25 protein-coding genes and 3 pseudogenes are annotated in these 23,404 nt (G+C 42.6%); 20 read left to right on the top strand and 8 right to left on the bottom strand.

Annotation, left to right across the window (positions count from 1 at the left end; genetic code table 11):
* Positions 1-7 precede the first annotated feature (7 nt).
* The 13 genes and pseudogenes from ACSSTM_RS10675 to ACSSTM_RS10615 form a co-directional block, all read left to right on the top strand.
* Positions 8-256, top strand: a pseudogene (locus tag ACSSTM_RS10675) (RidA family protein); the annotation flags it as partial.
* 214 nt (positions 257-470) lie between these two features.
* Complete coding sequence (locus ACSSTM_RS10670) at positions 471-1,193, top strand: ABC transporter ATP-binding protein (RefSeq protein ID WP_106038467.1); 723 nt, start codon at positions 471-473, stop codon at positions 1,191-1,193.
* Complete coding sequence (skfF, locus tag ACSSTM_RS10665; RefSeq protein WP_437404171.1) at positions 1,186-2,601, top strand: sporulation killing factor system integral membrane protein; 1,416 nt, start codon at positions 1,186-1,188, stop codon at positions 2,599-2,601. The genes ACSSTM_RS10670 and skfF overlap by 8 nt, the downstream gene beginning before the upstream one ends.
* A 19-nt stretch (positions 2,602-2,620) precedes the next feature.
* Positions 2,621-3,136, top strand: a complete 516-nt coding sequence (locus ACSSTM_RS10660) for a HEAT repeat domain-containing protein (protein WP_187704296.1) — start codon at positions 2,621-2,623, stop codon at positions 3,134-3,136.
* Positions 3,137-3,593: 457 nt separating this feature from the next.
* Complete coding sequence (locus ACSSTM_RS10655; RefSeq protein ID WP_034664405.1) at positions 3,594-4,721, top strand: DUF418 domain-containing protein; 1,128 nt, start codon at positions 3,594-3,596, stop codon at positions 4,719-4,721.
* Positions 4,722-4,884: 163 nt separating this feature from the next.
* The gene (locus ACSSTM_RS10650) at positions 4,885-5,256 is read left to right on the top strand and encodes a GntR family transcriptional regulator (protein WP_034664402.1); all 372 of its coding nucleotides are present in this window, start codon (positions 4,885-4,887) and stop codon (positions 5,254-5,256) included.
* 5 nt (positions 5,257-5,261) lie between these two features.
* Positions 5,262-6,137 carry an ABC transporter ATP-binding protein gene (locus tag ACSSTM_RS10645; RefSeq protein ID WP_034664399.1) on the top strand — a complete coding sequence of 292 codons (876 nt, stop codon included), beginning with the start codon at positions 5,262-5,264 and terminating at the stop codon, positions 6,135-6,137.
* Complete coding sequence (locus ACSSTM_RS10640; protein WP_034664396.1) at positions 6,121-6,726, top strand: ABC-2 transporter permease; 606 nt, start codon at positions 6,121-6,123, stop codon at positions 6,724-6,726. The genes ACSSTM_RS10645 and ACSSTM_RS10640 overlap by 17 nt, the downstream gene beginning before the upstream one ends.
* Positions 6,727-6,903: 177 nt before the next feature.
* Positions 6,904-7,107, top strand: a pseudogene (locus tag ACSSTM_RS10635) (AraC family transcriptional regulator); the annotation flags it as partial.
* A gap of 135 nt (positions 7,108-7,242) precedes the next feature.
* Positions 7,243-7,875: a TetR/AcrR family transcriptional regulator gene (locus ACSSTM_RS10630; RefSeq protein WP_095285911.1), complete on the top strand. Its 633-nt coding sequence runs from the start codon at positions 7,243-7,245 to the stop codon at positions 7,873-7,875.
* Positions 7,876-7,926: 51 nt separating this feature from the next.
* Positions 7,927-8,610: a hypothetical protein gene (locus ACSSTM_RS10625; RefSeq protein ID WP_034664391.1), complete on the top strand. Its 684-nt coding sequence runs from the start codon at positions 7,927-7,929 to the stop codon at positions 8,608-8,610.
* A gap of 28 nt (positions 8,611-8,638) precedes the next feature.
* Positions 8,639-9,397, top strand: coding sequence for a DUF4097 family beta strand repeat-containing protein (locus ACSSTM_RS10620; protein ID WP_437404170.1), 759 nt, complete (start codon positions 8,639-8,641; stop codon positions 9,395-9,397).
* A 218-nt stretch (positions 9,398-9,615) separates the two neighbouring features.
* Positions 9,616-11,004: an amino acid permease gene (locus ACSSTM_RS10615; protein WP_420735127.1), complete on the top strand. Its 1,389-nt coding sequence runs from the start codon at positions 9,616-9,618 to the stop codon at positions 11,002-11,004.
* 39 nt (positions 11,005-11,043) lie between these two features.
* Here ACSSTM_RS10615 and ACSSTM_RS10610 read toward each other — a convergent pair whose 3' ends face one another.
* From ACSSTM_RS10610 to ACSSTM_RS10585, 6 genes and pseudogenes are all read right to left on the bottom strand, one after another.
* Positions 11,044-11,925 (bottom strand): glycerophosphodiester phosphodiesterase, encoded by an 882-nt coding sequence (locus tag ACSSTM_RS10610; RefSeq protein WP_106038473.1) that lies wholly within the window; start codon positions 11,923-11,925, stop codon positions 11,044-11,046.
* A 92-nt stretch (positions 11,926-12,017) separates the two neighbouring features.
* Positions 12,018-13,352 (bottom strand): glycerol-3-phosphate transporter, encoded by a 1,335-nt coding sequence (gene glpT, locus ACSSTM_RS10605; RefSeq protein ID WP_034664381.1) that lies wholly within the window; start codon positions 13,350-13,352, stop codon positions 12,018-12,020.
* Between the two features lie 225 nt (positions 13,353-13,577).
* Positions 13,578-14,348: a SurA N-terminal domain-containing protein gene (locus tag ACSSTM_RS10600; protein WP_429677329.1), complete on the bottom strand. Its 771-nt coding sequence runs from the start codon at positions 14,346-14,348 to the stop codon at positions 13,578-13,580.
* Positions 14,349-14,500: 152 nt separating this feature from the next.
* Positions 14,501-15,292, bottom strand: a complete 792-nt coding sequence (locus ACSSTM_RS10595) for an AGE family epimerase/isomerase (RefSeq protein WP_262417217.1) — start codon at positions 15,290-15,292, stop codon at positions 14,501-14,503.
* A 780-nt stretch (positions 15,293-16,072) separates the two neighbouring features.
* A pseudogene (locus ACSSTM_RS10590) lies at positions 16,073-16,564 on the bottom strand (thioredoxin domain-containing protein); the annotation flags it as partial.
* A 64-nt stretch (positions 16,565-16,628) separates the two neighbouring features.
* Positions 16,629-17,135, bottom strand: coding sequence for a hypothetical protein (locus ACSSTM_RS10585; RefSeq protein ID WP_034664374.1), 507 nt, complete (start codon positions 17,133-17,135; stop codon positions 16,629-16,631).
* A 193-nt stretch (positions 17,136-17,328) separates the two neighbouring features.
* Here ACSSTM_RS10585 and ACSSTM_RS10580 point away from each other — a divergent pair, with 193 nt between their 5' ends.
* The 7 genes from ACSSTM_RS10580 (at position 17,329) to ACSSTM_RS10550 (ending at position 21,414) form a co-directional block, all read left to right on the top strand.
* Complete coding sequence (locus ACSSTM_RS10580) at positions 17,329-17,589, top strand: metal-sensitive transcriptional regulator (RefSeq protein WP_003217059.1); 261 nt, start codon at positions 17,329-17,331, stop codon at positions 17,587-17,589.
* A gap of 125 nt (positions 17,590-17,714) precedes the next feature.
* Entirely contained in the window at positions 17,715-18,197 is a 483-nt protein-coding gene (locus ACSSTM_RS10575; RefSeq protein WP_106043272.1) for a DsrE/DsrF/DrsH-like family protein, read from the top strand.
* 14 nt (positions 18,198-18,211) lie between these two features.
* Entirely contained in the window at positions 18,212-18,565 is a 354-nt protein-coding gene (locus ACSSTM_RS10570; RefSeq protein ID WP_106043274.1) for a rhodanese-like domain-containing protein, read from the top strand.
* Between the two features lie 47 nt (positions 18,566-18,612).
* Positions 18,613-19,173 carry a sulfurtransferase TusA family protein gene (locus ACSSTM_RS10565; RefSeq protein WP_420735125.1) on the top strand — a complete coding sequence of 187 codons (561 nt, stop codon included), beginning with the start codon at positions 18,613-18,615 and terminating at the stop codon, positions 19,171-19,173.
* Between the two features lie 14 nt (positions 19,174-19,187).
* Positions 19,188-20,315, top strand: a complete 1,128-nt coding sequence (locus ACSSTM_RS10560) for an MBL fold metallo-hydrolase (RefSeq protein ID WP_342689407.1) — start codon at positions 19,188-19,190, stop codon at positions 20,313-20,315.
* A gap of 33 nt (positions 20,316-20,348) precedes the next feature.
* Positions 20,349-20,579, top strand: coding sequence for a sulfurtransferase TusA family protein (locus ACSSTM_RS10555; protein ID WP_034664361.1), 231 nt, complete (start codon positions 20,349-20,351; stop codon positions 20,577-20,579).
* A 58-nt stretch (positions 20,580-20,637) separates the two neighbouring features.
* Positions 20,638-21,414, top strand: a complete 777-nt coding sequence (locus tag ACSSTM_RS10550) for a sulfite exporter TauE/SafE family protein (RefSeq protein WP_420735124.1) — start codon at positions 20,638-20,640, stop codon at positions 21,412-21,414.
* A 35-nt stretch (positions 21,415-21,449) separates the two neighbouring features.
* Here ACSSTM_RS10550 and ACSSTM_RS10545 read toward each other — a convergent pair whose 3' ends face one another.
* Positions 21,450-21,626: a hypothetical protein gene (locus ACSSTM_RS10545; RefSeq protein ID WP_003216908.1), complete on the bottom strand. Its 177-nt coding sequence runs from the start codon at positions 21,624-21,626 to the stop codon at positions 21,450-21,452.
* A 333-nt stretch (positions 21,627-21,959) separates the two neighbouring features.
* Positions 21,960-23,393, bottom strand: coding sequence for a proline--tRNA ligase (proS, locus tag ACSSTM_RS10540; RefSeq protein WP_437404169.1), 1,434 nt, complete (start codon positions 23,391-23,393; stop codon positions 21,960-21,962).
* Positions 23,394-23,404: the final 11 nt, after the last annotated feature.

Genomic DNA, 23,404 nt, shown 5'->3' with positions numbered 1-23,404 from the left:
GCTGGACCCTTTGGAGCAGCTCGAATTATCGTTAGAGAATGTGAAACGGAATGTAGAAGCGACAGATATGGCTGTAGAAGAAATAACGAAACTAGTGTTTTATCTTGTGGGAGAGTTCGATGCTGCGAGTAGAAAACGAATCATGAGTCAGTTTTTAGGTGATCATCTTCCTTGTATGACGATGGTTTATGTGGTGGCCCTGGCTTCTCCTGCTCTTAAGATAGAGGTGGATGCTTGGGCGTGTCAGGAGATTTAATAGGTAAAAGATTGGGTGGTTGATGCTCAATCTTTTTTTGTTTTGTGAAATTTTAAGTGTTTTCGTTCAATAAATTACCTCTATACCCTTATCTTGTTATTGTCTGTATGGTAATATCAGGGTAAATGTTGAGTGGGTCTAATTACATTTACATGTCATCGTAAAAAACACCATAGATAAGCATACATCACTCTAATAGTAAGGGAGAGATTCGATGCCATTCATGGAGGTTCAGAATATAAGCAAACGATACAGTAATGGTGATGGGATAGAGGGCCTGTCATTTTCCATAGAAGCAGGAGAAGTTGTGGCGCTGCTTGGGCCGAATGGCGCCGGGAAGACGACAACGATTCGGTGTTTAACGGGTCTATATAAACCAGATGGAGGGGAAATTCTCATTGAGGGTTTCCCGCCTGGTCATTCCCATGTCCAAAAACAAGTAGCTCTTATTCCTGATCAGCCGTATTTGTATCCAGACTTAACGGCTGCTGAACATGTTCAGTTCCGTGCTCGTGGATATCATAAAGGCTTAAAACAGATCAAGGAAAAGGTATATGGAGCGTTGAAAGAAGTACATATGGAAAAAAAGATGAACGAACTGTGCGGAAGGCTGTCAAGAGGTCAAAAGCAGCGTGTCGTCTTAGCAGGGGCCATTGTTCAAGATGCCTCCCTTTTTATATTAGATGAACCGACTGTTGGGTTAGATATTGCGTCAAAACAGTGGCTGTCGGATTGGCTGAGACAAAAAAGCAGTCAAGGTGGGTCGGTCTTTGTGTCGACTCATAGTCTGGAGTTCGTTCTCGATACGGCCAGCAGGGTGGTATTGATTCGAGACGGTGCCATCATGAAGAATATGGATGTTCCTCAATTAAAGGAAGAACAGATTGAGTGGAGGGCAGAAGTCATTCAACTTCTGGGGGAGTGGTCAAGTGAATAACACACTCTCCCTTTTATGGATGAAATCTCAAAGGCGCTTGATCAGTAAAAATCAAGAAAAGAAAATGCCTTTTGTGATCTTACTTCTTTTCATTGCGGCAATTGGTTTTCAGCTAAGCGCAGTTTCAAGTATGGGTGATTGGAATACGGTTGCAGCTGGATGGATCATTGTCAGTTTGTTTGTTCTCTATACGGGGTTTGGCTTGTTTACAAATCGACTCCCTAGTCAAATGAACGATATCATTTGGTTATATGGAAATGGCGCTTCTCTATGGACAGTTGTCATCAGTGTATGGTTGTATCACATTTTTTGGCGAGGGGCTCTTCTCATTGTCTCTGCTGTGGCTGCGGATCTTCTTCTGTTTTTTATGACGCAGCAGTACCCGTTTCTGCTTGGAAAATCACTCATCCTGACAGGGCTGTTATGTTTGATCGAAACTTGGATGATTGCGATGTCTTGTGCTAGAACCATTCGAGTATACAAGCGCCTGCTCTTACTCGGTTTTGTATTGATGTTTGGCTTCTTTGCACTGCTTGTTTTGAATCAATTCATGATGAAACAGCCCTTCTTGATGAACATTGCTGATTCTTTGATGTTTCAAGCTGGACGTATGTTCGAAGAGTTCTCCATTCTTTCTTTCTTCATCTTTATTGGAGTAATGTTCCTATCTTTCCTGATGATGTACAAGGCTAGTCATCGTTTAGAGATGAAGGAGTCTTTAGTCAAGGAGGCAGTATTTTGGGAAGAATTTGAGGGGAAACATATTCAATCAAGTCCAATCGTTCAAAAAAAGGGCAAGACGTGGTGGGGGCTTCCGTCATTAACGGGCAGCTGGGCTTTTCTTTGGATTGAATTATTGCTGCTAAAAAAGTATGCGACCTTCCATTTGTTATCTACCATGCTGTTAATTGGTACTTACTATGTCGTCCTTACTTATTTTTCAGATTGGCTATTCTTAATCGTCATCGCTGCATCCGTTCTTTTTAGTTCATATTATGCGGGGATTGTAAGACACGCACAAACAGGAGTGCTCTATCTTTTTCCAGGCGCTTTATATCAAAAAATCATTCTGTTAGAAGTGTTTCAAACCTTTTGGCTGTATGCGTTCTACTTGATTTCACTTTATTTGGTTGAGATTCAGGATGTATTGTATTGGACCTTATTTGGTGGAGGAGTTTATATATGGTTTTTGGTCATACGGCTCTTTGCCTTTATGCAGCCTCTGAGACGAGAAAAGAGTTTTGCTTTGGCCGCCTATTATCGATCATTGCTATTTGCGTCTGTGATCAGTGCTGTGGTCATTATTAGCATTCATCTGTTCACTGATGGCTTGTTGACAGCAATTGTATCCCTAGTGGCTGGAGCTGTATTTTATGTGCTTTGTTATCGATACCGTGCGGTTCATTAAAAAGAGGAGTTGATTGTCAATGAAACCAGAAAATAAGCTGTCTCAATCAGTTCAACAATTGGCAAATACAAATGAAGTAACGATCATTCAAGCAATAGGGGAATTGAGAAAGTTCGGAAAAGATGCAGTGCCCGTCCTTGTTGAGGCTTTAAAAGAAAGAGGATCTCTGCGGAACATTGCAGCAGCTGTACTTGGTGAATTTGGAGCAGATGCGGGAGAAGCAGCTGAGCCGCTAGCCCAGCTATTAGAAAGTGACGAAGAGGATACAAGAATGGCCGCTGCCATGTCACTCATGAGGATTGGACAGCCCAGCTTGCCATTCCTTCTGGCACTGGCTAAACGTTATGAGGGACCTACTTGTTTCTGGGCATCATGGTGTATCTCTTGGATTGATCCATCAAAAATTGAAAAAAACATGTACGAGTGCTTAAAACAAGAACAAGAAAATCCAACAGGCAGCGTCACTCCTTTTGCTGCAGAGGAAGCATTAGGGAAAATTATCGCTTTTCAGCTAAAGGAAAAGGAGGATGAATAGTGGAAAAGCAAAAACTCAATTGGCCTGAGCACCTTCCGTGGATTCATCCTTCAGATCAAAGGAAAAGTTAGAAAAACATTCAATTGGTTAGTAAGTGTAAGGGAGGAGAGAGTGTTGTTTCTATCAAACAAAGAATTAAAAAGAAACGCGGTTTTTTTCGCAGGGATTGGAGCGGTTTTGTTGATTTTAATGATATTGAAATGGTTTCCGATTCCTGCAGACTGGGAGTTGATGTTGATTTTTTTTGGATTGGGGATTTTGTTTTATTTGAAACGTGTGATGCGGAAAGAAGAAAATCATCATTCATAATTCATCAGTAAGATACCTAGAATGTATATTCTAGGTTTTTTTATTAAAATTACCTTAAAACGCATGTTTTTACATGGGTGTAGAGACCAATTTTTTGAAAGTGTGGTAGGATAAATATGCTTTTATATTTTCCGAAGGAGCTGTCGTGTTGAAGGGATCTAGGGTTGAGTTCATTGATAGTTTGCGTGGTTTTAGTTTATTAGGTATTTTGATCGTGAATATGCTTAATTTTCAATATGATTATGATTTTGAGAAAATGTTTGATTCGAGTTTTTGGGGGCAGGAATTCGGAGTTTATCTGACGGAAATTTTGTTCCAAGGGTCGTTTTATCCGATATTCTCTTTTTTGTTTGGGTATTCTTTTATCAAGCTGATTGAATCAACGAAAGCCAAGGGACTAAATACGAATGCCATTGTCGTTCGCCGGGGCTTTGGTCTTATTGTGCTTGGGATGCTGCATTACATCTTTATTTGGAATGGTGACATTCTTCTTTATTATGGAGCTTGTACGTTTTTCTTGATGATGTTTTTGAGCAGCCGAATCAAAACAATGCTTATTTGGTCGGGTGTGTTAGGGGCGTTGTCTTTAGTCGTTGTGCCATATATGATGAACTTTGTTTATGGGAATGATGATTTTTTAACCGATGTGTATGCGAAGGGTGCATATGGAGATATTTTGCTCAGCCGGATTACGGTTGAAGACGATATGTTGATTGTGACCATTATTCTGGCGATCGTGACCATTACGCTTATGCCGATACTAGGGTTTCTTTTCGGTACGATGATGGTGGGTCCGTTCGCATTGCTTGGCATGGTGATTGGTAAACGAGGACATCTGACAGAAGAAGATCGAGGAATGGCCTATCGCAAAGGCTGGGTATGGATGATTGTCGTCGGGCTTGCGCTAAAATGTGCGACGTTCATTGATGCGCCTTGGAGTGAATTCGTTATGATTCTCGGTGGCTATGTGCTGGCGATCGGGTATATTCAAGCGTTTATTGTTTTTTACTATTCGAAAGCAGCTCAAGGCCTCAAACGTCTGCTTGCAGGACTTGGCCGTTTGTCCCTATCAAATTATTTGGCGCAGTCGATCATTTGTACAACAATTTTCTATTCTTATGGACTTGGTCTATTTGGACAGATGGGGTCAATGTTTGGACTGCTGCTCGCTGTCGGACTGTACACAGCACAGCTGTTCATCAGCTATCTCTATTTGAAAAAATGGAGAAGAGGTCCGGTGGAGTGGATGATGGGAAAATGGGTGTATTGGAGATGAATTTTGTTGGGGAAGGCCGCATAGCTGAAGAGCTGTGCGGTTTTTTTTAGTTGAGTTGCAATCAAAAAATGGTTGATTATTCTTTCAGTGTGTATATAATGTGTATATAGTGTATATACAATATTTCGTTCCAAACACCAGTACAGAAAAAAGAGGTTTTTATATGCAGATTACGATTTCAAACCACTCTAAGGAGCCCATTTATGAGCAAATTACGAATCAAATCAAATCGATGATTTTAACGGGGGAGCTGGCGGAAGGCTCGGCACTGCCGTCTATTCGAAAGCTGGCGAAGGATTTGCAAATTAGCGTCATCACAACAAAGCGAGCATATGAAGAGTTAGAGAAGGCAGGATTTATTTATTCGATTGTAGGCAAGGGATCATTTGTTGCGGAACAAAACCTAGAGGTCATGAGAGAGAAAAAATTGAAGGTGATTGAGGATCAGCTTGGAGCGGTTGTCACAAACGGCAAGGAATTAGGCTTATCTTTTGATGAATTGCAGCAGTTATTAAAGTTCTTGTATAAGGAGTGAGATGAGTGGAGCATGTGATTGAATTCAAAGGAGTATCAAAACGATTCAAGGACTTTTCTGTTCAGAATCTTGATTTACAGGTCAAAAAAGGCTTTGTTACAGGGTTTATTGGGGAAAATGGAGCCGGTAAGTCGACCACCATTAAAATGATCATGAATTTGTTAAAACCAGATTCAGGTGAGGTCAAGATTTTCGGATTAGATTATCACACCCATGAAAAAGAGATTAAGGAACGAATCGGCTTTGTTTACGATGCCAACGTTTTTTTCCCAGGTTTGAATTTAAAAGACATTAAACGGATTGTGGCACCTGCTTATAAACGCTGGGATGACCGTCTTTTCCATCAATATATTGAACAGTTTGGCCTGCCCCTGCATAAAGCAATCAAAACATTCTCAAAAGGGATGCAGATGAAGGCGTCACTTGCGATTGCGCTATCACATCATGCAGAGCTGATTATCATGGATGAGCCAACAGCCGGTTTAGACCCAGTTTTTAGAAGAGAGCTGTTAGGAACGTTACAAGAGTTAATGATTGATGAGAACCGGACCATATTTTTCTCAACACATATGACAACAGATTTAGACCGGATTGCGGATTATATTGCGTTTATACAAAATGGACAATTGGTCTTTCAACAGTCGGTTCATGATGTAGCGGAGAATTATGCGCTGGTGAAAGGAAACCTGGATTTATTGGATCGAGACACAGAAAAGGCTTTTGTCCATATTCAGCGTACAGCAGCAGGGTTTGAAGCATTAACAGATCGGATCGGTGAAGTGAATCATATTTTTGGAGACGCTGTTGTGATCGAACCGGCGTCGCTTGAGGATATCATGTTTTATTTGAAAGGCGGGGTGGCGCATGTTTCATTTAATTAAGCGTGATGTGATTTTGCAGAAAAAGCAGCTGATTATTTTCCTTCCGTTTATCTTATTTTTTATTCTCATGGATGCGCATCCGGCATTGACGTTTCTAGTCGCTAGTTTCTTCATTCCTTTTAACACATATGCGTACGACGAGAAGGCAGAAACGAATATTCTATTAAACTCTTTGCCTTATACACGTAAAGAAATTATCGCATCACGTTATCTTGGTGCCGTTTTCTATATGATTATCGCAATCGGGCTGACAAGTGCTGCTTTATTTGTTTTTGGGAAGCTGTTTTCGCTGACGGATATTGCGATTGGCAGCGGGCTGTTTTTATTGTTTGCGGCGTGTACGTTTCCATTGTTTTATATCTTGAAGCCTGGCTATATCACAACGGCAGTGATTATTGGCTTTATCCTTTTATCTGGTATAGGACCGCCATTTGTTGCCTATTTAGCGGAGCAATTCAGTGGGATCACAGATTTTATCATGAAATTATCGATACCTATTTTATATACTGGGTCAGCTGTGCTGATTATGCTTATCTACCTGCTGTCTTGGGGGCTTTCTACTGCTATTTATCAGAGGAAAGTGTTCTAGGAAAAATAGCTGAATCTATTCAAAGTAGATCATGACCGCAATTATGATCAAGTAGAGGTGAGCGAGATGATGTATAGTCTGTCACGCAAGAGGCGATTTTCTATTTTGAGTCGCATTTGATGGATGAGCTGTATTAAGGCAGGTGCCTGAAATAGTGGGGAATTCTCATTTTCATTTCAATATGCGATTGTTTTAGATATCCCTTCTCACAGTGAATCCATTCATTTTGGTGTCTTGCTCAGCGGCAAGGGAACGGTATGGGCAGATGGGTTTCGATTTGAGGAAGTGAATGAGAAGACATCTACAACCAATATGGTGGAGGATTCTGCATTGCCAGATGTTCCAGTGAATTTACAGTTTGAGCTTGAGGAGACCGTGTGAGCGGTCTTTTTTATTTATTTTATATAAAGAACCTATATTGACAGTTTATCATGAAGTAGATTAAAATACATACCAACGGTCGGTATGTAAGAGGAGGCGTTTCATTTGGCCAGAAATAAATATCCAGAAAAGACAATCCAACAAATTTTAGATGTGTCGACGAAGCTGTTTCAGGAAAAAGGATTTGAAAAGACGAGTTTGCAGGATATCATCCATGAATTGAACATGTCTAAGGGTGCTATTTATCATCATTTCAAATCGAAGGAAGAAATATTACGTGCCGTGATGGATCGGCAATTTCGTCATGCGACAGAGAAGCTTGAAGATCTGATTAAGCATACAGAGGCAGTTCATGCAAAAGAGAAGCTGCAGCTTATTTTAGAGAAGCTTGTGGCAGATCCACAGTCTCACTCAATTGATGGAATCTTAGTTGATCAGATCAAAAACCCGCAGTTTGTGGTGGAAGGGATGAAGGCAGGAGTAAATCAGGATGCGCTTAAAATTAAAAGGCTGATTCTAGAAGGAATTGATGATGGTTCGATGAAGACTGCTTTTCCTGGTGAAGTGGCAGAAGTGTTTATGCTTCTCGTGAATATATGGCTGAATCCAACACTATTTGCTCGTGATCAACAGGAAACTAGTCAGCGTTTGCTGTTTTTACAACAGATGATGAAAGGGCTTGGAGTGGATGTAGTGAGTGATCTATTTATTCAAAAGGTCACAGCGCATTATGCTGGAATTGGTGGATATGATCAGCCTGGAACCTAAATGGTCAGATAAGAGACAAAAAGAAAAATTCATTTCATAGGAGGATGCCTTATGCTTCACTACATAAAACTTGAGCTAAGAAAAAGCCATATGAAACATTATATTCAAGCTAGTATGATTGCAAGCATTGTACTGCTGGTGTTTATTTATTTTGTCGCGTTTGTTGCACAGGTTGAACAGGAAATAGGTTTTCAGCAATATCCGAATATCTATTTGTTGACCAGTATAGTATGGATGATCTTTTTTTCGATCGTCACAGCCTTGATGTATTGTCGAGTGATGGTGACTGCATTGAAAGAGCATGAACCTCATTCATCAAGTCTGAAAGCATCACTCCTTTCGAGAATGGTCTGGATGCTGTGCTTTTCTACGATTGCAATGCTGTGTAGCATCATTCCCTCATTTGTTGTGTTTAGTGTCACTGAAACGTTCTTCCCCCTTGTTCAGGATGCGCTGACAGCTGATGTGATGTTCACTGTGATCAAAACGTACCTAGTGTTTACTTGTTGTATCAACGGTATTGGCATGATTGCGATGAGAGTGGGGTTAATGAAGAAATCTACCTCCATGACCATTCTGACTGCGATTGTTCTATGTGCTGTTTTAGGAAACCTATTAATTGCTTTTTATGGAAATGATCAAATGAATTTCATTCTGTCAGGAGTCATGATCGCAGCCGTTCTCATTGTGATCTTGGAATTATGGGGCAGTATCATCCGGCTTCAAGGGAGATGAGCCGCGTTGAAAAAAGGAGGGAGACATTGTGGAGCATACGATTCAAATTGAAGAATCGGTCGTAGAATTATCGCTGGATTGGCTATTGGGAGAGGTGCGTATTCATCATCATGATCATCCTTATCTATTCATTCGTCAAACGACCAATCAAGCCTTTCCCCAACGCTATTTGCTGCATCATCAGGTAAGAGAAGGACGTTTAGTCATTCAAGATAGACGAAAAAGAATACTCAGCTTAGGGTTTCACCTTTATAAAACTGATGTAGATATTTATCTTCCTAAACAACAATTACAGTCCATATCTCTTCGTTGTAAAGGAGCAAATCTTCAGGCAGAGAGGCTGAAGGTGGAAAATGTCTCTTGTCATTTAACTTCTGGAAAGACGATGCTATCAGGTGAAATCAAGCATCTCCATTTAGAGACAGCAGGTGGACTTATTTCTAGTCGGCAGCTGGTCGCGCAGAGATTATTACTGCACGCCACATCGTCAAAAGTTGAGTTGACGGGTGCTTTTTTGGACGTTGATCTGCATGTAACAGGTAGAAGGATACAGATTCATTCTACAAACATGCTAGATTCACTTAAATCTACTTCAACAGGAGCAAATGTCAAAGTGGCGATACCGGAAAATGATGGGTTTACTTGTTATGTAAAGAAAAGATCCGGCGCTTTCCGGAATGACTTTTCTTGTCATCGAGAGAAGGAGAAAATGGTGCATAAAAATGGATTGCGATCCTTTGAGGTTGATATAAGAGGCGGTCAGTTCCTATTAAGTCATCAGATTTGAAATGACTTTCACCCTTTGATTCAATATATCAATATAAAACAATTTGAACATCTCTTTATGTCGGAATATTTTGATAATAGTGTTTCCCTCAAAAAAACAATTGTTTTTTAAGGGTAGATTTATTATGATAATATACAACGAAAGATTGATGTTTCTCAATCAGAATGAACATTCTGATTTTTATTTTTTATGTTGTTTGTTGATGAGGGGGAAGAAAAGTGGCTCAAAAGGAATTAAAGAGAGGGTTAAGTGCCCGCCATATTCAAATGATTGCACTCGGCGGCACGATTGGTGTTGGCTTATTTATGGGGTCAGCCAAGGCCATTCAATGGACAGGTCCATCGGTTCTTCTAGCGTACGCAGTATGTGGTATCTTTATTTTTTTTATTATGCGTGCGATGGGAGAAATGTTATACGTTGAACCGAGTACAGGTTCATTTGCTACATTTGGTCATCAATATATTCATCCGCTTGCGGGGTATATGACAGCTTGGAGTAACTGGTTCCAGTGGGTCATTGTCGGGATGTCGGAAATTATTGCCGTAGGCGCTTATATGAAATATTGGTTCCCAGAGCTGCCAGCTTGGATTCCAGGATTAATTGCGATGATTATTTTGGGAGCGGCCAACTTGATTTCGGTTAAATCGTTCGGTGAGTTCGAATTTTGGTTTGCAATGATCAAGATTGTGACGATTATTTTGATGATCATTGCAGGTCTAGGCATTATTTTCTTTGGATTTGGAAATGGCGGGACGCCTATTGGCTTGTCTAATCTGTGGGCGCACGGCGGGTTCTTTACAGGTGGATTTACCGGATTCTTGTTTGCGTTGTCGCTCGTCATTGCTGCCTATCAGGGGGTAGAGCTGATTGGGATTACAGCAGGTGAAGCACAAAATCCAGAAAAGACGCTGACCAATGCCATCAAAAGTATCATCTGGCGTATTTTGATTTTCTATATCGGTGCGATCTTTGTCATTGTGACAGTGTATCCTTGGGATCAGCTGAATACCCTTGGCAGTCCATTTGTGGCGACGTTTGCGAAAATTGGGATTACAGCAGCTGCTGGTATTATTAACTTTGTCGTCATTACAGCAGCGATGTCAGGCTGTAATAGTGGGATTTTCAGTGCGGGACGTATGCTTTATACATTAGGTGTGAATGGACAGGCGCCTGCTTTCTTCACCAAAATTTCGAAGAATGGCGTGCCGTATTTTGGGACATTTGCTGTGCTGATTGGTCTAGCGATAGGAGTTGTCCTCAATTATGTTGCGCCACCAAACATTTTCGTCTATGTGTATAGTGCGAGTGTACTTCCTGGTATGGTGCCTTGGTTTGTGATTTTGATTAGTCATATCGGCTTTAGAAAAGCGAAGGGATCTGCTCTTGATCAACATCCATTCAAGATGCCGCTAGCGCCGTTTTCTAATTATTTAACAATCGGTTTCTTACTGATGGTGCTTGTGTTTATGCTTATTAATCAGGATACGCGTATTTCTCTGATTGTGGCCATTGGGTTCTTGATTGTAGTAGCGCTTAGCTTCTTTGTCTTTGGGATTGGGAAACGGAAACCGATCGAAACAGCTTCTTCTGATCAAACGGTAAAATAATCAAAGGCCTTGCGGGATGGACCGCAAGGCGTTTTTTGTTTAGAGTGAAGCTTTCACACGGTTAAAGACATCTGGAAAGTTGGTGAAAAGACCGGTGACGCCGTATTGCAGTAAACGGGTCATGTCTGCTTCGTTGTTTACCGTATATGGGTGGAGGAGGAGTCCGTGGCTTCTGACCTGCTGTACGTTTTCAAGTGTCAATGCTCTAAAGTTTGGCCCGACACCCACTGCATAAGATTTGATGAAGTCGAGTTGATCATCTGTGATGGACGTCATTTGGGTTCTGTCTAAAAGCTGTACTTTGGGAAGGCGTGGATCTAATTTCTGTAGTTTTAGCAGGCTGTCTTGGCTAAAGGATTGGATAATGACCTGCCCTTTTCTTGTGTGTTTCCCGAGAAGATGATGTTTTTTAAGGGTAGCCAATAGCTTTTCTTCCATTTGCGGATAGATGTCTGGTTTTTTTGTTTCAATATAATAATTCTCTCGTTTGCCGAAATAGCGCAGCACCTCATCTAATGTGAGTACTCGCTGTCCGATATAGTTGGCATTTTGTCTGTCGGGATTGACTTCGTTAAACCATGTACCGGCATCAAGCTGTTTGATTTCGGCAAGTGTGAGGTCTTTGACCCAGCCTGTTCCGTTTGTGGTCCGGTCAACGGTTTCATCGTGCATGACGATGAGGTGTCCATCCTTTGTCATTTGAAGGTCGAGTTCGAGGTAATCCACATTCATCTTTGTAGCGAGTTTGTAGGAAGCCAGGGTATGCTCTGGTGCATACCCTGATGCTCCGCGGTGTGCAACGGTTAGAATACGATCTGGAGATAAAAGATGTTCATGTGCCGATATGGTGGTCGGCACCCACGCAAAAGACAGTAAAGCAAAAGAGAGCAACACGAAAGCAAGTAATCTACTTTTCTTCATATTTTATCCTCCTTTTACGGTAACTTCCTTCATCATAAGAAATAGATGTAAAGGGCATGTTGGGTGGATATGAATCTTTTATGTGATTTTCATTAAGCTTGCTCTACGCGCTTCCCTGTATTCCATGTCATCGCCAGGAAGACAATCGCAAGCACACAAGAACCAACCAGTAAAATGAAGCCTCCTGTCCAGTCATAGTGATCTACGACGACGCCCATCATCGCATTGGCAAAGGCAGAGCCGCCAATATAGCCAAAGAAGCCAGTGAGTCCGGCCGCAGTGCCAGCCGCTTTTTTAGGAGCGAGGTCAATGGCTTGAAGTCCAATGAGCATGACAGGTCCGTAAATCAAAAAGCCGATGCTGATAAGGGCGATGTTATCGACCATTGGATTGCCAGCAGGGTTTAACCAGTAAACGAGCACCGCAATTAACACCCCAGCCATAAAGAGGACGCCCGCTGGTGCACGGCGGCTTCTAAAGAATCGGTCGCTGATCCAGCCGCACAACAATGTCCCCGGAATGCCTGCATATTCATAAAGAAAATAAGACCAGCGTGAATGCTCTGGTGAAAAGCCCTTTGCTTCTGTTAAGTAGGTCGGCGCCCAGTCCACCACACCGTAACGGACGAAGTACACAAAGACATTGGCAATGGCGATATACCAAAGGAATTTATTGTTGAGTACATACTTAAATAAAATCTCTTTCACTGTTAATTCTTTTTCTTGATCTTCATACTGCTGTGCCGGATAGTCATTGCGATATTCCTCGATTGGCGGAAGGCCAGCGGATTGCGGGGTATCTCGGACGAGTAGAATGATCACGATGGAGACGATAATGGCAATGATGGCAGGGAAGAAAAAGATACTTTTCCATGTCGCAAACAGCACGATCCCTAAGGTGATGAGCGGTGCAAGAATTCCCCCGCCGATATTGTGAGCGACGTTCCAAATGGACATTTTCGTTCCACGTTCACTAACCGAAAACCAATGCGCCATCGTGCGTCCGCATGGCGGCCACCCCATGCCTTGGAACCAGCCGTTTAAAAACATGAATAAGAACATGATCCATACACTTGACGTCACCCATGGAAATGAGACAAATAGGATATTGATAAGGGCTGATAGAAAGAGTCCGGTGGCTAAAAAGTATCTTGGGTTACAGCGGTCTGAGATCATCCCCATGATGAATTTACTAAAGCCATAAGCGATAGAGACAGCTGCGAGTACAAAGCCTAATTCACTTTTCGTGAACCCTTCTTCCTGTAGATAAGGAATGGCAAAAGCGAAATTTTTGCGCAGCAAATAGTAGCCCGCATACCCGATAAAGATGCCTAAAAAGACTTGCAGCCGCAGCCGCTTATAGGTCTCATCTGTTTTGGCATCATCGAGCCTGTCGATATGCGGAGCGGGTTTAAACCATTTGAACATAAAGATCCTCCTCTTGTCGTTATCCGATTGACTGAAGCAAAAGTACGAGATCGGCGTTTGATCTTGTACTTTTTAAGAGACAAAAGAATTGATAGCGCTTTCTTTTGTACTCCCATCATATCGGATGGAAGAGACGTTTATGATGAGGCTTTTGTCATAATTTTGGAAAAACAGTTCATCAAGTAACGAAAAAAAATCCGCACAATGGCGGATTTTTCTTAGCTGTTACAGAGATACATTAATTTTCGCAGATTTCTTTAGTTTTTCAATTTCTTTTTGTACTTCTTTCTGCTTTTCTTGAGATTCTAGCTGTTTTTTAATTTGTGATTTAACCTCTTTGTATTCAGGTGCTTTTTGCTTTTGTTTTTTCATTTCATCTGCGTATTGATCATAGTACGCTTTGACATCCTTTTCAGAGACGGACGCTGATTTGATTTCTTTGTCGACATACTGGCTGTATTTGATGCTGTCGGCAATGTCACTTTTCAGCTGATCCATTGTGAGTCCGCTTTTCTTAAGAGCTTCTTCAAATTGAGCGTTGTCTTTGAATTGTTTCTTTTCTTCTTTTAGCTGTTTATCTACCTGCTTGTCAGAGGCTTTGATGCCCTTCTCCTCAGCATCTTGCAGGATGAGCTCTTGACCTACGAGCGCATCAATGGTTTGTTTCTTGACTGCTTTTGCGCCTTCTTTAGATGTTGGGTCTTGCCCTGATTGTTGAAGCTGGCCTTGAATGGTCGATAAAGCACTATTATATTCATTACCTGTGATTTTGTCTTGGTTGACGGTCGCAACGACCTTTTGATCATCGATTTTTTGTGCGTCTAATTTCTTTTGCATCTCTTCCATTTGCTTTTGCTGTTCTTTTTGGTCAGCCTGTGTTGTTTCCTTGTTTTTGGCTGAATCGTTTTGCTTATCTTGTTTGGTATCGTTTGACGAGCAGGCTGCAAGCCCAACAGATAACAAACAAGCGATGAGTGTGTATGATACCTTTTTCATCATTTTCTCTCCCTTCGGTATGAGAACATCTAGTGCGCATTCTAACCGTTTTTTAGGAAAAATAAAACCGTACAGACAATTTGTTAGCGGATTGACATGTTTTTTATCTGTTTGTCCTCATTTTGTCTTCTCATAGTCATCTTATGACAAACTCAATCGTGGAATAATTGTTCCATCGCCTCGTCGATATTGGTAATGGGCTGGCGGCAGCTGTAGTTTTCACAAATATACACAGTGGTTCTGCCATCGATTGTTTTGTAATCTTTTGTAAAGGGTGCGAGCTGCGCTAATTCCTGCCCTGTTTCGGCAGTCAATATGATATCAAATGGCATGAAGCGTTTCCGAAGCGCCTGTAAAAGTCGTTCTTTTTGAGGATCACCGTTTTTCCCGAGAATGATGATCTCTCTTTTTGTTGCATATTGACTCAAGAGTCCTTGCAGAAACGCTGTGTGCCCGCTTGGATAGGAAGAGACATCGACATAAAAAGCTTTGAACATCTGCTCTAATGTGTCCAGCCAGTCCTGACGTCCGGTCAGTCTGCTTAGCGTGAGAAGCTGCTTGAGTGCGGTGCTGTTACCAGAAGGCATGGCGCCGTCGTACACTTCTTTTTCTCGAACGAGGAGCGCTTCCGCATCTGATCCTGAGAAGAAAAAGCCCCCTTTTTCCTTGTCCCAAAACAGCTCAAACATGTTCTCAGCTACTGTTGTGGCTTTTTCCAGCCATTCTCGTTCAAAGGTTGCTTCGTATAAGGACATATAGGCAGAAAGCATATGCGCATAATCCTCGATAAAGCCAAGATGCTTCACGTCACCTTCTCTATAGCGGACCATGAGCCGCTCATGTTGGACGAGGTGTGTTTCTAGAAAAGACATCGCCTGCTTCGCCATGCGGATGGCTTCCTCTGTACCGAATACCCTTCCTGCTTTGGCGAGCGCAGAGATCATCAGCGCATTCCAAGATGTGAGCACCTTGTCATCGACAAGCGGTGCGGGTCGCTGCTGTCTGACAGATTGTAAAATGTGCCGGGCAGATTGAAGCTTGGACTGAAGCGTATGGTCGTCGATCGAGAAAGAGGCTTTGATGTCATCAAAAGAGGTTGAAATGGTATGAGGGATGTTCGCCCCTTCAAAGTTCCCCTCTTCAGTGATGTGATAGACTGCGCAGAACAAAGCGCCGAGGTCCTCGCCTAAATGAGTCATGATCTCATCTTTTGACCAGACGTAATATTGTCCTTCTTTCCCCTCAGAATCTGCATCTATCGCTGAATAAAAGGAGCCGTCCAGATTCATCATATCTTGTTTAATAAAGTGGATCAGGTGTTGGACAAGCTTTTCATACTCAGGCTGTTGAGTAAGCTGATATGCTTCTGTGTAAGCTTCCATCAGCAAGGCGTTATCATACAGCATTTTTTCAAAATGAGGCACAAGCCATTTTTCGTCTGTTGAATAACGAGAAAAACCTGAACCCACATGGTCGTATATACCGCCATTTGCCATTCCATCTAACGTTTTCGTGACTGCATATAGCGCATTTTCCTGCCCAGTCCATTCGTAATAGCGCATCAAGAATGAAAGCATATGAGGTGCAGGAAATTTCGGTGCGGAGCCGAATCCGCCGTGCAGCGTATCAAAGCTGCTCATGAGCTGGTAATAGGCTTTGTGGATCGCCTCTTGAGTGAGCGTACTTTCTGTCTGCCCTGCTGCTTTGATCCGCAAATTATTTGTCGCCTTCTCTGCCAACGATTCGATATGATCGCGGTCGTTGTGATACGCATCCAGCAGTTGCGTCAGTGCTTCAATGAAACCAGGACGTCCGTAAGCACTTCTCTTTGGAAAATAAGTCCCCGCATAAAAAGGCTTTTGATCAGGCGTGACAAATACATTCAACGGCCAGCCGCCTTGCCCCGTCATCATCTGACAAACAGACATATACATAGAATCGATGTCTGGACGCTCCTCACGATCGACTTTAATCGAAATGAAATGCTCATTTAAGATGTCAGCGACTTGCTGATCTTCGAAGCTTTCGTGTGCCATGACGTGGCACCAGTGACAAGTGGCGTAGCCGATGCTGACAAGCACTGGTTTATTTTCACGCTTGGCTTTGTCGAAGGCTTCTTGCCCCCACGGGTACCAGTGAACTGGGTTGTGGGCGTGCTGAAGGAGGTACGGTGATTTTTCGTTGATGAGTTGGTTGGGTGTTTGGTTGTTTGGCATGGGTCACCTGCTTTTTTGTTTTTATTTTTTATAAGATCCCTCATTTGGAAGGAATTTATCATCTTTACTTCTTCACCAGCACATATTGTAAGTGTTCTAATTCAAACATATCAATCAGTTCATCGATCTCTTTAAAATCGATATGTTTTCCAAATCGTTTTTTGCTTAGGTCAATTTCTACATCTAATTGATCGTCTTTTTCTTTCGTTTCCAGACCGTCTACACAAGAGTAGATTTCAATGGTTTCTCCTTTTGACAGCTCTGTTTCAATGAAAAGGAAAAGAGGACGAAGAGAATGAATGATGTCTAATTCATAAACAAAAGAATGGGTGAATTTATCTCTTACTGCTTCATAGACCGGATCTACATAAGCAATGTGAATGCCAGCAAAGTCCTCTTCTGTTTCGTATACTTCTATCAAGGGCTCTTCTTTTTGATAGATTTTGGTCTTTTTTCGTTTTCTATCAACCGTTTTGATATTGAGTTCAGAGAGTGGTTTATAGGTAGGCTTTTGACCAAAGATACCAAGCGGCAGCTCTTTATTAGCACCAATATAGTGATGTAAAGTCATATGTGTGTCCTCTTTTCGCCAACTAATTTCTCGTGCATTGATTAACTTCTTTTTATCAATAAATGGTGGAATGTGCAATTCTTTTCACATACGATCTTTCCTTTCTCTATAAAAAGGAGGGCAAGTCGTTTGACTAAATACCTCTTAGGGTATACTATCTGTTCATAGAAAGAATAGAAAGGAGTGCTGGTACATGGAATATAATCAGCAGATGAAGAACCGTCTTCGCCGGATTGAAGGGCAGATTAAAGGGGTTCTTGCGATGATGGAGCAAGGCAAAGATTGCCGCGAGGTGGTCACGCAGCTGTCTGCATCACGTAATGCCATTGATCGGGCAATGGGTGTGATTGTGAGTACAAATCTTGAGCAATGTGTTCGTGAAAGTCTTGAACAAGGCAAGGATACGGAAGGTCTTGTGAAAGAGGCAGTTGAGCTATTGGTGAAAAGCCGGTAAGAAATTCCTCAGCCTTTGGAGGTTGACGGATTTTTTTACTTGATGTAATATACCCTTACCGGTATATGTATATATATTTTTTATTTTTATATACCCCCATAGGTAATATTTGAAGGAGGAGCAGAATGGAAGAACAGAAAAAACGTACGACGATTGTGTTATTCAGTGGAGATTATGATAAAGCGATGGCAGCTTACATTATTGCCAATGGTGCAGCAGCCTATGATCATGAGGTAACCATTTTCCATACGTTTTGGGGGCTGAATGCCTTGCGTAAGGATGAGATGGTGCCAATGAAAAAAGGATTTTTAGAAAAAATGTTTGGGAAGATGATGCCGCGCGGGGCTGATCGAATGGGGCTGTCAAAGATGAATTTTACAGGGATGGGGCCGAAAATGATCAAGCATGTGATCAAAAAGCACAATGCTATGACCTTGCCGCAGCTCATTGATATGGCAAAGGAACAGGATATCAATCTTGTGGCATGTACAATGACGATGGATCTTTTAGGATTACAGGAGAAAGAATTATTAGATGATATTCAATATGCTGGTGTAGCGGCATATTTAGCAGAAGCTGAAATCGGATGTGTGAATTTATTTATCTAGTGAGGTGATACAGGATGGTGCAGACGATTTTACTCATCATCGTGATTGGATTACTCGTGAGCCGCTTTCTGCCGGTACGAGGTGTGAAGCAAATGGATGCAGCCCATATGAAAAAGAAGCTGAAAAGCAAAGGTCAACAGCTCATTGATGTGCGCTCTCCTAGTGAATTTCAAACAAACCATATCAAAGGCTTTCAAAACATCCCGTTGTCTCATTTGAAGAAACGAGCTTCTCAGCTTGAGGAAAATAAAGAGGTCTATGTAATATGCCAAAGCGGAATGAGAAGTATGCAGGCGGCGAAAATATTGAAGAAGCAGGGATTTACTCAAATTACAAACATTAAGGGTGGCATGAATGCTTGGCATTAAGTGCGCATGAAAATATACCCCTACCCCTATATGAAGGAGGACATGACATGCAGCAACCAACTGTCATTTTAGATGCAAAAGGACTGGCATGCCCGATGCCGATTGTGAAAACAAAAAAACAAATGAATGAGCTTTTGCCCGGAGATGTACTTGAAGTGCAAGCCACCGATAAAGGGTCAGCAGCGGATCTAGCGGCTTGGTCAAAAAGTGCCGGCCACGAATTTTTAGGAACAAAAGTAGAAGGTCAGGTGCTTCATCATTTGATTCGTAAGGGCGGAGAACAAGAGAAAGAAGGGAAGTTCATGATTTCGGAAATGTCTTTGGAGACTTTTCAACAGAAGGTAAAAGAAGATCCATCTTTGTTTGTTTTAGATGTACGAGAGCTGGATGAATACGAGGCGGGTCATATTCCAGGAGCTGTTCACATCCCTCTTGGTGAGGTTGAACAACGTGGGGAAGAATTGAGCCGGGAGATGGACATTTACCTTATCTGTCATTCAGGCAGAAGAAGTGAATTAGCTGCGCAAAAGTTAAAAGAAAAAGGATTTCATCAATTGATGAATATAGTGCCTGGCATGAATAGCTGGACAGGACCGATTGAAAAATAGGAGCTGAATGAAACATGACGGTAAAAGCGATGACAGCAGAGCAGTTAACTAAAAAGATCGTGAACAAAGAGCCGCTCTTTTTGCTAGATGTGCGAAATCAAGCGGATGTTCAGGACTGGAAGATTGAAGGGGAAGCAATAGTCGATATGAATGTGCCTTATTTTGATCTCCTTGAAGGAGTAGAGGGCATTTTATCTCACATTCCTTATGACCGTGAAGTGTTGGTGGTTTGTGCCAAGGAAGGCTCCTCTATCATGGTGGCGGAGATGCTGTCAGAGGCGGGGAGAACGGTCCATTATTTAGAAGGCGGTATGAAGGCGTGGAGCGAGCATCTAGAGCCAGTGAAGATCGGGGATTTAACCGGCGGTGGAGAGTTGTATCAATTTGTGCGGATGGGCAAGGGATGCTTGTCTTATATGATCATGTCCAATGGAGAAGCCGCAATTGTAGATGCAGCTAGAATGACGGATGTCTATATCCATTTTGCTAAAAAGCATCATGTCTCTATCACGCAAGTGTTGGATACTCACCTTCATGCGGATCATATTTCTGGCGGGAAAAAACTGGCTGAACAGACTGGTGCCAGCTACTGGCTGCCGCCAAAAGATGCAGAAGAAGTGACCTTTGAATATAACCGGCTTGAAGAAGGACAGCGGATGACGATTGGAGCGGCTTCCATTGATATTCACCCCCTTTACTCGCCGGGGCATACGATTGGTTCAACATCTTTTATCGTGGATCATCAATATCTTCTTTCAGGTGATATTTTGTTCGTTGATTCGATTGGAAGACCTGATCTCGCTGGAATGGCGGAGGACTGGGTAGGTGATTTGAGAGAAACACTCTATGACCGATATAGAGCACTTTCGAAAGAATTCATTGTTTTGCCAGCACATTTCATGATCATGGATGAAGTCAATGAAGACGGAAGCGTTTGGAAGGAGCTAGGCGTTCTATTTGAAGAAAATCATGGACTGAATATTGAAGATGCAGACGTATTTAGACAAATGGTCACGAAGAATCTGCCTGCACAGCCAAACGCCTATCAAGACATTCGTCAAACCAATATGGGGAAGCTGAACCCAGACGATGAAGCGCAGCGTGAAATGGAAATTGGTCCAAACCGTTGTGCGATTCGGTAATGTCCAATAAAATAAGAAGAGAGGAACAATCAAATGACATCAGATCAAATATTAGATGTAACAGGGCTTGCATGCCCAATGCCGATTATTCGAACGAAGAAAAAAATGAATGACTTGACGGAGGGTCAAGTTTTAGAAATACATGCAACAGATAAAGGGGCTAAAGCTGACTTGGCAGCATGGGCGAAGTCAAGCGGACATGAATTGATCACGCAGACGGATGAAGGACATGTGCTGAAGTTCTGGGTGAGAAAAGGGTCCTAAAGGATGTAGGGGTATCTGCTGAAGATCCCCTTTTCCTTTTGCAAAGGAGGAGACCAGCGTGGATTTTGCGTTTTTGATTACACTTTTTATCATCGGATGTATTGGTTCCTTCTTATCAGGAATGGTGGGGATTGGAGGATCGGTGATCAACTATCCTATGCTGCTTTATATCCCGCCACTGGTCGGTGTGATGGCACTATCAGCTCACGAGGTATCAGGGATTGGTGCTATTCAAGTGCTTTTTTCGACGCTGGGTGGGGTATTGGCCTACCGAAAAAGCGGATATTTACATCGATCGTTGATTTTATATATGGGGAGCAGTATATTGGCGGGCAGCTTATTAGGCAGTTATGTCTCCCACTTTATGCCAGAGAATGGGATGAATCTCGTCTATGGATTGCTCGCGGTAGTGGCTGTGATCCTCATGCTGATTCCAAAAAAGGGACAGCGTGCAGACTCAGAGGGAGAAGTCACTTTTCATAAAGGGCTTGCGGCAGGTATTGCCTTTGTGATTGGCAGTGTTTCCGGGGTGCTAGGCGCGGGTGGAGCATTTATATTGGTACCGGTGATGCTGTCTATTTTAAAAATTCCTGTCAGGATGACGATTGCGTCCTCACTTGCGATTACGTTTCTATCTGCTATCGGTGCATCGACTGGAAAGGTATTGACGGGTCAAGTTATGCTTCTTCCTGCGGTTGTGCTGATGCTGGCAAGTTTAGTAGCTGCTCCGATTGGTACTAAGGTCGGTCAGAAAATCAATGCCGTCTACTTGCAATGGGCACTAGCTGTGATGATTACGGCGACAGCGGTCAAAATTTGGCTTGATTTATTATAAAGAAAAGACCAACAAAGCAAACGTGTTGGTCTTTTTTATTTGACGTCATCGTGCTCGATATATGTTTCAAGAGCTGGGTGAAACTCTTTTTGATAATGAAGGTTGGGGCACGTTTTCACGACTTTGCCTTGCAGGGCATTGGACTTAGAGACTTCTAATGCAGTTTTACATTTAGGGCAGCGTTCGGCAAACAGTGAGGGCCAGCGCTTCATATATCACCACTCCAGTTAAAGTCTTAAAAACCGATTATATTAATATGAATTATAGGGGATCGTGCAGGTGAGGTCAATGGGTGTTTGGGTCTTTTTAACAAAAAAAGAAGCCTCAGCGTGTAGACAAACCCTCGCATTCGTTGTCAGTTCTGCGCGCCGATGCTCACGAATGTCAAATTCGCTCCGCTTCGGTGCTCGTCCTTCCTAGACTTCAAAGGTTTTCAGGTCACGCTGAAAAGAAGACAAAGGGCTAAAATAAAGATCATTTTAGCCCTTTGTCAACAATCTGAAAGAAGCATCGTGAAGGATGCTTCTCTTTCGTTCCTATTCTTCTTAATAAGCTTTCGCCCAGAAGACCATATCAGATGCAGGCTTTCCGCAGCAGACACATGTGTCTGAAACGGATTCCTGTTCAAATGGGATACAGCGTGAGGTCGCCCCTGTTCTTTCTTTAATGTCGTTTTCACAGCCTTCGTCACCGCACCACATGGCTTTAATCAATCGGTTTTCTTCTGAAAGAATGTGCTCAATGTCTTCAATTGTGTGAGCTTTTGATGTTTTTTCATGTAATCGTTCTTTCGCCTTTTCGTACATTGTCCGTTGAATGTCTTCAAGCGTGGATGTGATGGTTTGTTCAAGTGCATCTAATGTGACAGCTTGCTTTTCACCAGTGTCTCGTCTTGCGAGCATCACCTGTCCTTTTTCGATGTCCTTTGGTCCTACTTCGACACGTAGAGGGATGCCCTGCATTTCACATTCGTTGAACTTCCAGCCTGGCTGTTTATCACTTGCATCGATGTCAGTACGTGCGATGCGGGTGAGTCGATCTTTCAACTCGTAGGCATGATCGAGTACGCCTTCTTTATGAGAGGCGATTGGCACGATTCGCACTTGGGCTGGCGCAATGTTTGGCGGAAGGACGAGTCCTCTGTCATCACCGTGCACCATGATCATGGCACCGATGATTCTTGTCGTAAAGCCCCAAGAGGTTTGCTGGACATGCTCTAGTTTTCCTTCGCGGTTTAAGAATTCGATGCCAAATGCTTTGGCAAATCCGTTTCCGAAGAAGTGAGAAGTGGCCGTTTGCAGGGCTTTTCCGTCATGCATCAGACTTTCGACTGTATAGGTGAAGCGGGCGCCAGCGAATTTTTCTTTCTCTGTTTTCCTGCCTTTAATGACAGGGATCGCTAGAAGCTCTTCACAAATAGACGCATAGATATGGAGCATTCTTTCTGTTTCTTCAATCGCTTCTTGCTCAGTCTCGTGACAAGTGTGCCCTTCCTGCCAGAGGAATTCAAGGGTTCTAAGGAATGGACGTGTTGTCTTTTCCCAGCGGACGACATTGGCCCATTGGTTATATAGCTTCGGTAAATCACGATAGGAGTGAATGATGTTTTTATAATGCTCGGCGAACAGCACTTCAGAGGTTGGTCTGACGCAGAGTCTTTCTTGTAATTCCGAATCACCGCCATGTGTCACCCACGCCACTTCAGGAGCAAAGCCTTCGATATGATCCTTTTCTTGCTGGAGCAGACTCTCTGGGATAAAGAGCGGCATATACACATTCTCATGCCCTGTTTCTTTGATTTGGCGGTCAAGTTCGTCGCGAATATTCTCCCAAATTTTAAAGCCATATGGCTGAATGATCATACTGCCTCTGACGCTTGAATAATCGACGAGGCGTGCCTTTGTGACAACATCTGTATACCACTGGGCAAAGTCGTCTTCCATGCTTGTGATTTTTTCAACAAATTGTTTCTTTGACATTGCATGTTCCT

It is taken from the genome of Bacillus sp. RK1064, assembly GCF_051488405.1.
Classification (GTDB): domain Bacteria; phylum Bacillota; class Bacilli; order Bacillales; family Bacillaceae; genus Bacillus.
Note: the sequence above shows the minus strand (reverse complement) of the source record. Positions and strands in the feature narration are given on the sequence as shown.

What these genes read in the sequence shown, in the direction of transcription:
- ACSSTM_RS10670 (WP_106038467.1), top strand. Translation starts at nt 471, where the DNA reads ATGCCATTCATGGAGGTTCAGAATATAAGCAAACGATACAGTAATGGT.
- ACSSTM_RS10660 (WP_187704296.1), top strand. Translation starts at nt 2,621, where the DNA reads ATGAAACCAGAAAATAAGCTGTCTCAATCAGTTCAACAATTGGCAAAT.
- ACSSTM_RS10650 (WP_034664402.1), top strand. Translation starts at nt 4,885, where the DNA reads ATGCAGATTACGATTTCAAACCACTCTAAGGAGCCCATTTATGAGCAA.
- ACSSTM_RS10640 (WP_034664396.1), top strand. Translation starts at nt 6,121, where the DNA reads ATGTTTCATTTAATTAAGCGTGATGTGATTTTGCAGAAAAAGCAGCTG.
- ACSSTM_RS10625 (WP_034664391.1), top strand. Translation starts at nt 7,927, where the DNA reads ATGCTTCACTACATAAAACTTGAGCTAAGAAAAAGCCATATGAAACAT.
- ACSSTM_RS10610 (WP_106038473.1), bottom strand. Translation starts at nt 11,925, where the DNA reads ATGAAGAAAAGTAGATTACTTGCTTTCGTGTTGCTCTCTTTTGCTTTA.
- glpT (WP_034664381.1), bottom strand. Translation starts at nt 13,352, where the DNA reads ATGTTCAAATGGTTTAAACCCGCTCCGCATATCGACAGGCTCGATGAT.
- ACSSTM_RS10600 (WP_429677329.1), bottom strand. Translation starts at nt 14,348, where the DNA reads ATGAAAAAGGTATCATACACACTCATCGCTTGTTTGTTATCTGTTGGG.
- ACSSTM_RS10595 (WP_262417217.1), bottom strand. Translation starts at nt 15,292, where the DNA reads ATGATCTCTGCGCTCGCCAAAGCAGGAAGGGTATTCGGTACAGAGGAA.
- ACSSTM_RS10585 (WP_034664374.1), bottom strand. Translation starts at nt 17,135, where the DNA reads ATGACTTTACATCACTATATTGGTGCTAATAAAGAGCTGCCGCTTGGT.
- ACSSTM_RS10580 (WP_003217059.1), top strand. Translation starts at nt 17,329, where the DNA reads ATGGAATATAATCAGCAGATGAAGAACCGTCTTCGCCGGATTGAAGGG.
- ACSSTM_RS10575 (WP_106043272.1), top strand. Translation starts at nt 17,715, where the DNA reads ATGGAAGAACAGAAAAAACGTACGACGATTGTGTTATTCAGTGGAGAT.
- ACSSTM_RS10570 (WP_106043274.1), top strand. Translation starts at nt 18,212, where the DNA reads ATGGTGCAGACGATTTTACTCATCATCGTGATTGGATTACTCGTGAGC.
- ACSSTM_RS10565 (WP_420735125.1), top strand. Translation starts at nt 18,613, where the DNA reads ATGCAGCAACCAACTGTCATTTTAGATGCAAAAGGACTGGCATGCCCG.
- ACSSTM_RS10560 (WP_342689407.1), top strand. Translation starts at nt 19,188, where the DNA reads ATGACGGTAAAAGCGATGACAGCAGAGCAGTTAACTAAAAAGATCGTG.
- ACSSTM_RS10555 (WP_034664361.1), top strand. Translation starts at nt 20,349, where the DNA reads ATGACATCAGATCAAATATTAGATGTAACAGGGCTTGCATGCCCAATG.
- ACSSTM_RS10545 (WP_003216908.1), bottom strand. Translation starts at nt 21,626, where the DNA reads ATGAAGCGCTGGCCCTCACTGTTTGCCGAACGCTGCCCTAAATGTAAA.
- proS (WP_437404169.1), bottom strand. Translation starts at nt 23,393, where the DNA reads ATGTCAAAGAAACAATTTGTTGAAAAAATCACAAGCATGGAAGACGAC.